Source organism: Dyadobacter beijingensis DSM 21582, from assembly GCF_000382205.1.
Taxonomy (GTDB): Bacteria; Bacteroidota; Bacteroidia; order Cytophagales; family Spirosomataceae; genus Dyadobacter; species Dyadobacter beijingensis.
In genome coordinates this window covers 996,798-1,011,523 of sequence record NZ_KB907789.1, presented here as the reverse complement: position 1 = coordinate 1,011,523, position 14,726 = coordinate 996,798, and the positions used below count along the sequence as shown (strand labels likewise).

At 53.4% G+C, this 14,726-nt stretch carries 8 protein-coding genes; 7 read left to right on the top strand and 1 reads right to left on the bottom strand.

From position 1 onward, the window contains the following. Positions 1–86 precede the first annotated feature (86 nt). Positions 87–572 (top strand): CHRD domain-containing protein, encoded by a 486-nt coding sequence (locus H144_RS0122835; protein WP_019944439.1) that lies wholly within the window; start codon positions 87–89, stop codon positions 570–572. A gap of 97 nt (positions 573–669) precedes the next feature. On the opposite strand, the gene alaS is transcribed toward H144_RS0122835, so the two are convergent. Beyond that, positions 670–3,324 carry an alanine--tRNA ligase gene (alaS, locus tag H144_RS0122830; RefSeq protein WP_019944438.1) on the bottom strand — a complete coding sequence of 885 codons (2,655 nt, stop codon included), beginning with the start codon at positions 3,322–3,324 and terminating at the stop codon, positions 670–672. 279 nt (positions 3,325–3,603) lie between these two features. On the opposite strand from alaS, the gene H144_RS0122825 reads away from it, so the two are divergent. The 6 genes from H144_RS0122825 (at position 3,604) to H144_RS0122800 (ending at position 14,718) form a co-directional block, all read left to right on the top strand. After that, entirely contained in the window at positions 3,604–3,990 is a 387-nt protein-coding gene (locus H144_RS0122825; RefSeq protein WP_033403031.1) for a hypothetical protein, read from the top strand. Positions 3,991–4,136: 146 nt separating this feature from the next. After that, positions 4,137–4,832 carry an RNA polymerase sigma factor gene (locus tag H144_RS0122820; protein ID WP_019944436.1) on the top strand — a complete coding sequence of 232 codons (696 nt, stop codon included), beginning with the start codon at positions 4,137–4,139 and terminating at the stop codon, positions 4,830–4,832. A gap of 84 nt (positions 4,833–4,916) precedes the next feature. Further along, positions 4,917–5,975 carry a FecR family protein gene (locus H144_RS0122815; RefSeq protein ID WP_019944435.1) on the top strand — a complete coding sequence of 353 codons (1,059 nt, stop codon included), beginning with the start codon at positions 4,917–4,919 and terminating at the stop codon, positions 5,973–5,975. 190 nt (positions 5,976–6,165) lie between these two features. Next, the gene (locus H144_RS0122810) at positions 6,166–9,675 is read left to right on the top strand and encodes a SusC/RagA family TonB-linked outer membrane protein (protein WP_019944434.1); all 3,510 of its coding nucleotides are present in this window, start codon (positions 6,166–6,168) and stop codon (positions 9,673–9,675) included. A 13-nt stretch (positions 9,676–9,688) separates the two neighbouring features. Next, positions 9,689–11,539, top strand: a complete 1,851-nt coding sequence (locus H144_RS0122805; protein ID WP_019944433.1) for a RagB/SusD family nutrient uptake outer membrane protein — start codon at positions 9,689–9,691, stop codon at positions 11,537–11,539. A gap of 17 nt (positions 11,540–11,556) precedes the next feature. After that, positions 11,557–14,718, top strand: coding sequence for a SusC/RagA family TonB-linked outer membrane protein (locus H144_RS0122800; protein ID WP_051100155.1), 3,162 nt, complete (start codon positions 11,557–11,559; stop codon positions 14,716–14,718). The last annotated feature ends 8 nt before the right edge of the window (positions 14,719–14,726 follow it).

The following is a 14,726-nucleotide window of genomic DNA, read 5'->3' as shown; positions in this document are numbered from 1 at the left end:
AGTTGTTTCTTGGTAAATGGATTTGAAGGGTACCATAATTTAACCTTGCGGCGGTCAAACCAATTTATTTACCAAAACGAAGCATTATGAGAAAATTAGCATTCATGGGTGTGTTTGTGATCGCCGCGATGGTGGCAGGTTGTAATGATGACGACGATACGACAGACCCGACTCCCGTGTTGCCCGAGCTGAAAGTGTCCACGACCCTTTCCGGTGCAAACGAAGTGCCCGCTAATCCATCAACAGCGACCGGTTCAGTAGATGGTACATTGGATCAGGAGACGAGGATTTTGAGCCTCAACATTATGTACAGCGACTCCGCTGCTTCCGATTCCGCTTCGGCCGACTCGGTTTTTACCCCCACAGCATGGCATATCCACAAGGCTTCGCCTGACTCGACAGGCTCCGTTGTGATCGACTTTGGTACCGATTTCAAAACGCCGTTCGCGTTTGTCGATACCCTCACCGAGGCGCAGGTCGCCGATCTCAAAGCCGGTTTGTACTACGTCAATATCCATACGGCGAAATACCCGAACGGAGAGATCAGAGGCCAGCTCAAAGCTGAGGAATAACCCACTGATTTTAAGCACCCGGTGCACCCGGAAAAGAAAGAGCGGCTCCGTGAGGACGCCGCTCTTCTGCTATCAGGTGACTAGTAGTAATGTTCTGTTAAAACAGCCCTTTGGCTTTTTCGAGCGCCGCGTCCAGTCCGCTTGCATCGGAGCCGCCGGCCGTGGCGAAGAACGGTTGTCCGCCGCCGCCGCCGCGGATTTCCTTCGCGAGGTCTTTCACGATCTTGCCTGCATTGAGGTCGGTTTCCGCCACGATGCTTTCCGCGATGAACACCGAAAGCTGCGGCTTACCGCCGATTTCCGCACCGAACACGGCGATCAGGTTTTCTACCTGCTCACGGAGCTCGTAGGAAAGCTGTTTCAATGAATCGGCGCCTGGTACGTCCACTTTCTGCACGATCAGGTTGAACGTGCTGTGAGTTTCCATGTTTTCGATCAATGTCGCTTTCAATGCCTGGATCTTCTCGTTTTCCAGCGCGGCGATCTTCTTCTGCAATGCCGAGCGCTCTTCGATCAGGTTTTCAACCGCTTTGATGAGATCGGTCGGTCCTTTCAGCAGGTCTTTGATTTTGTTCAGGGTTTCCTCCTGCTGGCGCATCAGTTCCAATGCTTTCTCTCCGGTAACGGCTTCCACGCGGCGTACACCGGCTGAAACCGAACCTTCGGAAATGAATTTGAACACGCCGATCTCGCCCGTAGAAGGTACGTGCGTACCCCCGCAAAGCTCGAAGGAGAATTTCGGATCGAAGATGATCAGCCGTACGAAATCACCATATTTTTCACCGAAAGTAGCCGTCGCGCCGGCATCCAGTGCTTGCTGGATCGGTACATTGCGGCGTTCGTCCAATGCGATGTTCTCGCGGATCTTCTCGTTCACGCGGTCTTCGATCTTTTGCAGTTCCTCATCTGTCACTTTCGAGAAATGCGCAAAGTCGAAACGCAGCACTTCGTCGTTCAGGAACGAACCCTTCTGGCTCACGTGCGTACCCAATACCTCCCGCATGGACGAGAGCATCAGGTGCGTAGCCGTGTGGTTCGATTTAATTTTATTGCGACGGCCGATATCGATCTTCGCGGTGATAATGCCCGCTTCCGATAACGCCTGGTCAAGGTCTTTATCACGCGAAACATGAACGAAAAGATCATTCTCTTTTTTAGTATCGACAATCGAAATCCTCTTTCCTCCATCTTCCTTACTACCCAAAATCAAAACGCCGGTATCACCTACCTGACCACCCATTTCAGCATAGAAAGGCGTGCGGTCCAGGACAATGTGGTATTCTTCGCCGGTTTTGGTTTTCACCTTGCGGTATTTGACAATGTGGCTGTGGGTTTCTTCGAAATCGTAACCGAGGAATTCCACACCATCCGACTCGCGCAGCTCGATCCAGTCAGTCGCTTCTTTGGCGGCATCCTGGCGGGAGCGTTTTTTCTGTTCGGCCAATGCATCCTGGAAGCCCGCCTCGTCGATCTGGAAGCTTTTTTCGCGGGCGATCAGTGCGGTAAGGTCAACCGGGAAGCCGAATGTGTCGCTAAGTTCGAACACTTCGTCGCCCGGAATGGTGTTGAGGCCGCTTTCTTTCAGCCCGGTAATAATGGTATCAAGCCTTTTCAAGCCCGATTCCAGTGTGCGCAGGAAGCTTTTTTCTTCTTCCAGGATCACACGTGTCACAAATTCTTCCTGGTCTTTCAATTCTGTAAATACATCCTTGAACTGCTCGGCCAGCACCGGTACCAGTTTGTGGAAAAACGGCTCTTGCAGGCCCAGGTACGAATAGCCGTAACGCACCGCGCGGCGCAGGATGCGGCGGATCACATAACCCGCTTTCACATTCGAAGGCAGCTGACCGTCGGTGATGGCGAACGACACGGCGCGGATGTGGTCGGAAATGACGCGCATCGCGATGTCGGCAAACGGTTCGTCGTTCTGCCCGTATTTTTTGCCCGAAAGCGTTTCCAGTACTTGAATAGTATTCTGGAAAACGTCGGTGTCGTAGTTCGATGTTTTTTGCTGGATAGCCATGCAAAGGCGCTCAAAGCCCATTCCGGTATCGACGTGCGTCGACGGGAGCGGGATCAGCGAGCCGTCGGCCTTGCGCTCGAACTGCATGAATACCAGGTTCCAGATCTCCACCACCTGCGGGTGATCGTTGTTCACGAGCGATTTGCCCGACACTTCGGCTACCTCGGCCGGCGAGCGCAGGTCGATATGGATTTCGGAACAAGGGCCGCATGGGCCGGTATCGCCCATTTCCCAGAAATTGTCCTTCTTGTTACCCAGGATAATGCGCTCTTCGCCCACAATGCCTTTCCAGAGGTCCCAGGCCTCCTGGTCGAAAGGTACGCCGTCGGCTTCATTTCCTTCAAATACAGATACATACAGCCTGTCTTTCGGCAGCTTGTAGACCTCCGTCAGCAATTCCCACGCCCATGCGATGGCTTCTTTTTTGAAATAATCGCCAAACGACCAGTTGCCAAGCATTTCAAACATCGTGTGGTGATAGGTATCGAAACCGACATCTTCGAGGTCGTTATGCTTTCCCGACACGCGCAGGCACTTCTGGGTATCGGCGATCCGGCGGGACGGGGGCGTGCCGTTGCCGAGGAAAAAGTCCTTGAACTGCGCCATCCCCGAGTTGTTGAACATCAGCGTGGGGTCGTTCTTGGCCACCAACGGCGCCGAGGGTACTATTAAATGCTCTTTACTGCGGAAAAAATCAAGAAAAGCCTGACGTATTTGATGCGAGGTCATTGTATCTGTTTTCGTACTATATCATCCTAAAATTTGCCGCAAAGGTACATAGTTGCAATGAGATTAAGTCACTAAGCCTGCGCATATTCGAAATTTCGGGGTACCCCATAGTACAGGATGGCTATTTTTGAAATTATTTCTTAACGCTCCGAAAATTGAGTATAAACCCGCAAACGCCTACTTTTTTAAACAAAAAGCTTAACAAACATATAATGCCGGAGCTGTTTCAAATCCGGATTTTAATGTCATAGGCTGTAAAAATCAATCTACTAAGATTCAATGAAACCGTTTTCAGAGTTATCGGCTGAGGAGTTGGCGATGGAAAACCTCTTCATAAGATGGGTACGGTTTCCGGATGATCCTCCCATCCGCTCCTTTTGGGAAAACTGGATACTGAAATACCCCGCACAGAAAGATACGGTGGCCAAAGCACGCGAGCTCGTGCTGATCGCCTCCGACTGGAAACCCGACAGCCTTTCCAATCAGGAAGTCAACTCGATCTGGGGCCGGATCATGAGCTCGCTCGACATTATGGGCGATCGTGATTCAAAAAAAAAGCCCCGTGAAAACCGGGGTGCCGGGCTCTCAGCCGGGAATATCATCCTGATCCTCATGTCGGTAACATTTATACTGTTCATTTTTTATGTCATACTGGGCATTTCCTGATGCCCGCGCACCCTCGCTGATTTTATTATTTCCTGAAAAATGTTGACTTTTTTAAGGGTAACCGGCAATAACTGCGTCACCTAGAAATCATTGCGCGGTGACACGCCGGTGACATCCCTAAACCTAATTTAGCCATCTCAGCGATCATGGAAGCGCGTATCAACCTGACTGACGAAAAACTGCGCCGGGCCGCCCCGGCGGTACCTTCCGGCGAAGCGCCCCTCTGGAATGCGCTGCGGGCCGGTAGCGGCGAGGCATTCGAGCAGATATTCAAGTTGTATTACCCGTCGCTGCTGAACTATGGGCTGCGTTTTAACAAGGACGACGAGGAAGTGAAAGACTGCATTCAGATCCTTTTCATGAACATCTGGGAACGAAAAGCATTCCTGGGCAACTCCGATTCGATCCGCAATTACCTGCTGGCGTCGCTCCGCAGGCTCATTCTCAAACGGGTGAAATCCAACCCGCTCACCGTCGCGCTCGACGACGACGATTCGGTATTTCATGTGGAGTTGTCGGTAGAGATGAAAATGATCCATGACCAGACGCTCAAAGAAAGCGTATCGTCCCTGCAAAATGCAATCATGAACCTGCCTGCGCGGCAGAAAGAGGCATTATACCTGCGGTTTTACAATGACCAGTCGTTCGGAGAGATCGCGCTGATCATGAATATTTCCACACGTGCCGTTTACAAACTCATCTACAAAGCCCTCGACGCATTGAACGAAGAACTCGCCCCACAAGGCAAAGATGTGCCGTTCGTTTTGGGCGTTTACCTTTCGTTGCTCGCTTCAGGAAGCGTGGCGGGAGAGGGTGTAGAAGTTCTTATAAAGTTTATGTAAAAATTTTTATAAAAAAATTCACTGGTCGAGGGTCACTCCGTATTTATTCTGGCTTTATCAAAGTAAAGAATAAATATTATCCTATTGGAAGCGCACAAATACGACCGGTTTGGCTACAAGGATTTCGTCCTCGACGACGATTTTCGTGCGTGGCTGAATGGTACCGCCCCCGAAAATGATCACTGGTGGGAAAAATGGCTCCTCGCCAACCCCTCCCGCCACACCGAGATCGAAAAAGCCCGGAAAATCGTTCACGCCCTGGATTTTCAGGGCAGGCCCGTCCCGACGTACGACATCGAGCAGCAATGGAAGCGTCTCGAATCGTCGATGGCCGAATCGGGTGGCGCCAAAGCGGAAGAACAACCGCGCCGGCGCATTAGTCTGGGCTGGGTTTTCCGGCTTACCGCGGCTGCGTGCGTGGTGGCAGGTGCATTCTTTTTCATGAACCGCTACCTGGCCGGTCGCGATGTGCCGGCCGTGGTTTCTGTGCCGGTGGAGCATAAGGCCGCAAACGGCCAGCAACGCAAGCTCGTCCTGCCCGACGGCACCCGCGTGATGCTCAACGCGGGCTCCGCGATCTCCTATCCCGAAACATTTGCGGCCAATGTCCGCAAGGTTACCCTCACCGGCGAGGCGTTTTTTGATGTAAAAAGAAATGAAAAAGCCCCGTTCGTGATCACGACGGGCGACGTGGTGACCAAAGTCCTCGGCACTTCCTTCAATATCCGCGCCTATCCCGAAAACAAGGCCGTGCAGGTGGCAGTGGTGGAAGGGAAAGTGAAAGTGAATGCTAAAATCGGGTCGGTAGACCAGAATGCCTGCGTTTTTCTCACCAAAAGTGAAATGGCGACTTTCCAGCAGGAGGCGGGCGAGCTCATTGTAAGCACTTACGACGAAAAAGAGCAGATCGGCTGGAAGGACGGCATGCTCTACTTCCAGAAAGCCGATTTCAAATCAACCCTAATCCGGCTTGAACGCTGGTACGGCGTGCAGTTCGAAGTGGCGCCGGGCATGCGCCTGGACGCCGACTGGCGGTTCAGCGGCAAGTTCCAGGACAAGCCGCTCGACTACGTCCTTGGCGTGATGAGCTACCCCAACCGGTTTTCCTACAAGATCCATAACAACACCGTAAACCTTCATTAACCGAAAAAATGATGTCGTCAGATACCAGCTAAAAAAAGAACCGGTAACCATTGCTGATTACCGGTCCGTGTGACTTCCCTGTGCTAAGAGTTGGCGCTCAATCAGGAACGGGAGAGGTCACGTGTCATGAACGTGAAATTCAAAAACGATCAAAAATATGCAATATAAACTACTACGACAAATTGTAGCGATGTCTAGGTATGCGGTTATCGGTACGGTTTTGCAATGCATTTTTGCGGGTTTGCTGTCAGCTTCCGACGGCAAGGCGCAGGAGCAAAGCATTGAGAAAATCTACATTTCCATCGATCTGCACAACGTGCCGCTGGAAGATGCCTTTGTGGTGATCAATGACAAGACCAATTTCAATTTTCAGTACGACCAGCGGCTCGTCCGCGACAAAAAGGTCGACCTGAGCTTCCCACAGGCGAGCGTGGGGAAGCTCCTGCGGCATATTTCGCAGGAAACGAGCCTGAGTTTCAACCGGGTGAATGAGACGATCTACGTTTCGAATGCCCGTAAACACGCCGTTACCGAGGTATTGAACGGCATGCCCGTGCTCAAAACCTCGGCCAGCAGCCAGCCGGAAGCCATGATCGGCTCGATGGAAGCCTACCACGCCCGCAGGCTGCAACAGGTGATGGACAATGCCATTGCCTCGTTGCAGGCAACGGTGACGGGCATGGTGGTCGACGAAAACGGCATCGGGCTGCCCGGTGTGAACGTCGTGGAGAAAGGCACGCTCAACGGCCTCTCGACGGATACGGAAGGGCGGTATAAAATCACGACCACCAATAATGCTTCCATACTGGTATTCAGTTATATCGGATACATTTCGCAGGAGGTGCAGGTAGCCGGTCGCCGAACGGTGGATGTGAAGCTGATCCCGGAAAACAAGGCATTGGAAGAGGTGGTGGTAGTGGGGTACGGCACGCAGCGCAAGGAGAGCGTTGTGGGCGCCATTGCGCAGGTGGACAACAAGGCCCTTATGCGCTCGGGTACCTCCAACATCACGAATGCGCTCGCGGGAAAGCTCTCGGGCGTGCTCACGATGCAGCAGAGCGGCGAGCCCGGCAGCGACCATTCGGAGATCATTATCCGCGGGCTTTCTAGCTGGAACGGCTCGCAGCCATTGGTAATGGTGGACGGTGTGGAGCGCGATTTCCGTGATATGGACCCGAACGAGATCGCCACGATCTCCGTATTGAAAGACGCTTCGGCCACGGCCGTTTTTGGGGCAAAAGGGGCGAACGGGGTGATTATCGTCACGACCAAACGTGGTACGATCGGAAAGCCGAAACTGGACTTTACGGGCTCCTATGGTCTGGCCAAAGCCACGCGCATTCCCGACCATATCAGTTCCTACCAGACGATGTCGATGTACAACCAGGCGTTGATGAACGGTCAGCAATTCACGGACCTCATTCCGCAGAATGCATTGAACGAATACAAAAGCCCGTCGACGCCGCTGAACAGCCTCCGTTATCCCGACGTAAACTGGTTCGATATCATGACCAAGCCGTTCGCTACCAATGCGAATGCGAATTTTAACGTGTCGGGCGGGACCAATTTTGTCAAGTATTTTGCTTCCCTCGGCTACGCTTACCAGGGCGATTTTTTCAAGGCTTACCACAATGGTTATAACGATACCCGCTATTGGTACAATCGCTTCAACTACCGCACAAACATCGATTTTAACCTCACGCGCAGCACGACGCTGACGCTCAATGTGGGTGGTGAAACCGGCGTCAAGAACCAGCCCAGCACCTCGCCCTGGCGGAATTTGTATTCCACGGGGCCATCGCGCTACCCGGCCTATTTCCCGGCCTGGGTGCTCGCGCAGGTGCCCGATCCGGATTACCCCAACGACACGGGCGACCGCCTCGCAATGAACTTCGGGGAATTTACCGGCAATCCCTACACTTCCATGAACCAGGGATCCTTTAACCGGTACCTGGATTCGAAGCTATTCACCGACCTCATTCTCGACCAGAAACTGGATGGCATTACGAAGGGCCTTTCGGTAAAAGGAAAGGTGTCGATGAGCACCTATTACCGTAACCGCTCGCTCACGGCCAGCTATTCGTTCCCTGAATACCAGCTGAATTACGACAAGATCGGCACCGAGGAAAACCCCTGGTTCCGCGCCGGGCAGGGCAACGAGGTGTTCCAGCAGCCGCCATTGGATATCAATGTAGGTGAACTGGAAAATGATTATTACAAAGACTTCTACTACGAACTCTCGACGAGCTATAACCGGGCGTTCGGCAAGCATAGTGTGACGGGGCTCGTGCTCGTGAATCGCCAGCAGAAGGACAAAACGACGGAATTTCCCTACTATAACCAGGGGCTCGTAAGCCGTGCTACCTACGATTATGCCAACAAATACCTGCTCGAACTGAACGTGGGTTATACCGGTTCGGAGCGTTTCGCGCCGGGCAAGCGTTACGGGTTTTTCCCGTCGGGAGCCGTGGGCTGGGTGGTGTCGGAAGAAAAGTTTTTCAAAGACCGCATTTCCTGGATCAGCAAGCTGAAACTGCGCTATTCCGACGGAAAAGTGGGTAGCGACATTGCTGATAACCGCTGGCTGTACCTGAGCGAATTTTTCAAGGATAATGCCGGCTATATCCACGAAGACCTTGGCCCGAACCTCGTTTCGCAATGGGAGGAAGCCCGCAAGCGCGACTTCGGGATCGAGCTGGGGCTTTGGAACGATAAATTCACATTCGGCGTGGACCTGTTCGACGAGCACCGCCAGAAAATGCTGCTCGTGCCGCAGAGTGTCACCATGCTCGTGGGTAATTCATTCAAAGAGCTCAACCTCGGCCGACTGAAAAAACACGGTATAGAGCTCGAAATGGAGTACCGCAACAATACCGCTTCCGGCCTCGGCTATTTTGTCAAAGGGCTTTTCGGCTTCAATGAGAACCGCATCCTGTTCAAAGACGACCTCCCGTATGCATTCGATTACCAGAAAGCGGCCGGCAAACCACTGGGCGCGCAGCTGAGCGGAGTGGAGCTGACGGGCACCGGCTACTATACTTCCGTGGATGATATTCATAACAATGTATCGGCCATTGATTTGCAAAAGCTGAATGTCGGAGATTACAAATTCCTCGACTACAATGGCGACGGCAAGGTGACCAATCTAGACAAATACCCGATCCCCGGCTCCGACTATCCGCCGATTACCTATTCGTTCTCAGCGGGTTTTACGTGGAAAAAGTTTGATTTCAACTTCATGTTCCAGGGGAATGTAGGCAAATATGTAGAGTTCAACCAGCCTTATGAAGTGGAGTTTATCAAAGGCGACTGGCGCGTGCACGCATCGCAGCTCGATTACTGGACGCCTGCGAACCCCGGCGCGAACCACGCTACCCTGCATTACTCGGGCGGCGGCAGTACCGACAACCTCTTCTGGGGTGGCGGCGAGGCCGACCGCGGCTTCGATATCATGATCGAAAACCGGTTCTGGCGAAACTCCAATTATCTGAGATTGAGAGAAGTGTACGCTTCATACACCTTCAATTCCAAGTTCCTGCGGCGTGTGATCGGGACCTCGAACCTCGTGTTTTTCGTGACCGGCAATAACCTCTGGACATTCACGAAGCTCATCGAAGGCGATCCCGAGCGGAAAGATTTCAACCAGGGTTTCTACCCGCAAATGACGACCGTGAAATTTGCCATCAGGGCTGCATTCTAATCCTAACCAACTCATGATGAAAAGATTCATTACGATATTATGCATACCGGTGCTGCTCGTCCTGCTGCTGGGCTCGTGCGTGGAAGATTATCTCGACAAGGCACCGGAGTCGGGGCTTACGCCTGACGACGTTTTTTCCAAATACGAGAATTTCAAAAAGTACTTCGATGATATCTATGAGGGCAACCGGCTGGACGGTACCACCTGGCGTGCCTACAATATCAAAAATGCCTATTCGCTGTATTTCGACTTCTGGGACCAGAAATATACCCTCGAAGCGCTCACGGATATGAGCGATATGGGCCGGGTAATGGATGCGCAGGTGATCAAAGCCGGGCAAATTTCGGCGATTATCAATAAAATGACCTACGACCCGCAGCGCCGCCCGATCCTGGGTTCGATGTTCTACATTATCCGTAAATGCAACACCTCCTTGAAAAACATCGGGATGCTGAAAGATGCCAGCCCGGTGGATATCAACGATTTCAAGGGCCAGGCGCATTTCATCCGCGCTTTTGCACATTTCGAGCTCTTCAGGCTCTGGGGCGCGATGCCTTACCTGACGTCGGTCATGGACCAGGACGACGAGTGGGACATTCCGCGGCTGTCGAAGCGCGAAACGCTCATCCGCATCGCGATGGATATGGACACGGCCGCTTCGTATTTCGAGAAGGCCGACCTCATGCGCCGCGACCCCGGGCCCGGCGTGACGGGGCATTTGAATAACCCTGAGCAAAAGCGTCCGACCGGCGTAGCCGCCAAGGCATTCAAGGCGCGGGCATTGCTGTATGCCGCCAGCCCATTGAACAACGAGCAGGGCATTGCCGACTGGCAGGCGGCTGCGCAGGCTAACTGGGAAGCTATTCAAATAGCCCAGCAATACGGCTACGACCTGCTTTCGCTCGATGATTACAAGAAAAATTACATTGGTACCACCTATTCCAACGAGCAGCTGTGGGCCTGGTACGCCGGAACGAAAGCTTATAACAACGGTGACCTGAATGGCCAGATGAACGGCGTATTCGGTGGGGGGAAAACCGGCTGGTCTGGTGAATGCCCTACGCAGAATACCGTCGATAAATTCGAAACGAAATGGGGCGAGCCGCTGAACACCGATGCCGACCGCCAGGCCGCCATGAAAGCAGGGCATTACAGCGAACAGGACCCGTACAAAGACCGCGACCCGCGTTTTTACATTGACATTATCTACAATACCGCACCGGTGCCAGGTTACGGCAATGCCAAAATCTACTACGAAACGAAGGACGGCGCGGCCATTTACGGCCAGCTCCTCGACCAGTCGTATGCAGGCATTACGCGCACGGGCTACTACGAGCGCAAGACCTGGGGCGAGCAGAGCGTCAACAACAAAACGACGCCGCAATACACCGATCCGCTGATCCGCCTCGGGGAGCTGTACCTCAACTACGCCGAAGCCGCCAACGAAGCCTACGGCCCGAACGGCTCTGCGCCGGGCGCATCCATGACGGCCTTGCAGGCGCTCAACCGCATCCGTACACGTGCGGGAATGCCGAACGTGCTGGCCGCATACGCGTCTTCGAAGGACAAGCTCCGCGAACGCATCAAGAATGAACGCACCATCGAGCTCTGCTTCGAGGGCGGCCACTATTACCACGATATCCGCCGCTGGAAAGACGCGCCGGGCATTATGAGTGGCACGCTGTACCGCATGAACGTGGAGAAAGTGCCCGTGAGCACCACTTACCCGACCGGTTACCGGTACACCCGCATGCCCCTCTCGGCCGACCGCCAGGCGCGCTGGAAAGATGCGATGTACTACCTGCCGTTCAACACGGAGGATATGTACAAAATGAAAAATTTCGTCCCTAACGAAGTCTGGTAACCTTACGCTCCCAATCCATGACGAATAAAACAATGCATTATATCGGGCAGGCGGTTATCGGAATGATAATGCTTTGCCTCCTGTGCGGGCCCGGTGCGCTGGCCCAGGACATGCCGGCCAAAAAACCAAAGCCGGTGAATGTAAGCCTGAAAGTGACCGACGAAAACGGCAACCCCATCCCGAATGCCTCCGTGGTGGTAGGCGAGGGGCAGATCCACGCCGAAACCAATGCGAACGGCGACTTCGATTTCGAAGCATTGCCGGAGGATTTTGTGACGGTGTCGTCGTACGGATATAGCAAATCGGTTTCGCTGGTGGGCGATATCGCTGCCAATAGTGTGGTGGAACTCAAAAAGGCCAAGCTTTTCGCCACGCCGGACGACGCGGTTCCCATGCCTTTTATGAGTATCCCAAAACGACTCGCCACGGGAAGCTACGTGACGGTGAAAGTTTCCGATTTGGAAAAATATCCTACCAACGATCTCCGCAACACATTCGCCGGGCTCGTGAATGGCCTCGAAGTGGTGGAGCGCGACGGCTCACCGGGCCTTACCGCCGAGGAAGAGATCGGGAATTTCAGGATCACCGAAAAGATCGGAATCGCCACACGCGGCCGCAGCCCGATTTTCATCATCGACGACGTGCCGACCGACATTACCGAAATGCCCATCGACCCGCAGGAAATAGAGTCCGTGACGATCATTAAGGACATTGTAGGCAAAGCGATGCTGGGCCCGCGGGGTGCCGACGGCATTATTTACATTAAAACAAAAAGAGGAAAGGTGAACGAGCGCGTTATGAGCGTGAATGCCGAACAGGGCGTGAGCATCGTCGACCGGTTTCCCGGCTGGGCTTCCGGCGCGGAATATGCGCAGCTGAACAACGTGGCCCGGGGCAACAGCTTCCTGTCGCCGCTTTACAATGAGAACGACATTGCCGCCTATGCCAAAAACGATCCTTACAACCTCTACCGGCCGAGCGTGGATTACCGGGCGCTGATGCTCAAAAACACGAAGCCATTTACCCGCGTAAATCTCTCGTCGACAGGCGGTAACGAAACGGTGCAGTACAATGCATACCTGGGCTATAATGGGGAAGGGGATATTTACAAAATCGGTGCGAAGTCGGATTACAACCGCATTAATGTCCGCTCGAATATCGATATTAAAATCAATCCGCTGATCAAGGTCAAATTCGACTTTTTTGGCGGACTTACCCTGCGCCGTTCGCCCAACTACGGCTACAATTCCAACTTCACGAGCGACGACGGCAATACCAACACGGCGCTCGACCTCGTGGAATTCAATACGGTGATCAACGACATGACCAATACGCCGCCGATCGCATTCCCGGTATATGCCGCCTTCGCCGACAACCCGGTGGCGCCTTGGTACGGGGTAAGTTCCAATTACAAAACCAACCCCATCGGTAACCTCATGCACAATGGATACTATACCGAAACGGGCCGCACGGGCGCATCGAACATTACCTTCGATTACGATTTGAAAGAGATCGTTCCAGGTCTCAAATCGACTACCTATGCCGGTTTTAACTTGTTCAACAGCATCCGTATCGGTAAGGCCGAAGACTACATCGCCTACATCGTGACACCGGGCAAAACCGACGCCGGCGCCGACACGATCCGCCTTTCCAAAGTACATGACGGCGTGGATATGGCCGGGCAGGCGAAGCTCCACGACTACTATTCGCAGCGGTTTGTCGTGTATGAAAACCTGAGCTACGAAAAAAGCTGGGATGCCCACAGCATCCAGGCCGGGATGACCTACTACCTCGGTAAGTCGACGCGGAACGGCATCGAGGAGCCCCAGCGCCAGCAGAATGCGGTTTTCAACGGTATTTACACATTCAAAGACCGCTACGTGTTCCAGGGCGTGCTTAATTATGCCGGTACTTACAGCTTCGATAAGGGCAAGCGCTACGCGATGTTCCCCGCGGCAGGTGTGAGCTGGGTGATTTCGGAGGAAGGATTTTTGAAGGGCGTAAAAGCCATTGATTATCTCAAAATCAGGGCGGAGGCCGGTACCATCGGCTATGAAAGCTTCCTGCCGCCATTCTACTATCTCGACCGCTGGGGCGTCAATTCCACCGGTTCCGCATTCGGGCCTTATTCCACGGGCCAATGGTTCGGCAGCAATACCGACAACTCGGTGTACCGAACCACGCCCAGCCGCATTGGCAACCCCGATCTCTCGTGGGAAAAGCGCAGGGAATTCAATATAGGGATTGACGGCTTGTTCCTGAAACGCAGGCTTTCGGTTGAAATAAACTATTTCAATAACCTGCGCGACGGTATCGTTTCGCAGCTCGCGAACACGGTACCGCTGGTGGTGGGCATTTCGACGGCCCGGCCCTGGTACAACTACAACAAGATCCGGTATACCGGCCTCGAAATGGCTTTGCAGTACACGGAACGGGTAGGGGAGTTCCGGGTTTCGGTAGGCGGTAATGCCACCGTGCAGAACAACAAGGTGCTGAAATGGGACGAGCCCAACTACCGGTTCGGGTACCAGACGCGCGTAGGCAAGCCCACGGACGCCTATTGGGGCCAAACCTACCTCGGCAAATTTGCCACGGACGCCGAGACGAGCGTAGTACCGCAGATTTACGATGAAAACCTGAAAGCCGGAGACCTCAAATACCTCGACCGCAACGGCGACGGCGTCGTGGACGACAACGACCAGAGCCAGATCGGCTACGGCTCTCCGAGGCTCATTTACGCACTGAACCTCCGGGTTGCATTCCGTAACCTCGAACTGACTGCCATCGGAAATGGTCGCGCTTTTTACCAGATACCTTTCACGAACAAATACTTCTGGAATGGCTGGGGCGACAACAACTACTCCGAGTTCGTGAAGGAAAATGTGGGCGGCCAATACCCGCGGCTTACCTATTATAAAGTGAACAACAACTTCGTAGCCTCGGATTTCTGGCTCCGTGACGGCGGATTTTTCAAGATCCAGACCGTGGAACTCGCTTACAATGTGCCGATGCGCCTCGGAAACATCATCGCCGCGCGCGGGCTGCGCCTGTATGTACGCGGGGCCAATGTATTCACTTTCTCGAAGATCAAAAACGTGGACCCGGAATCGGTGAACTCGGGCATTACTACTTACCCGCTTTTCCGCACATTTTCAGGAGGGGTTAAACTGACATTTTAAAGCCAGCG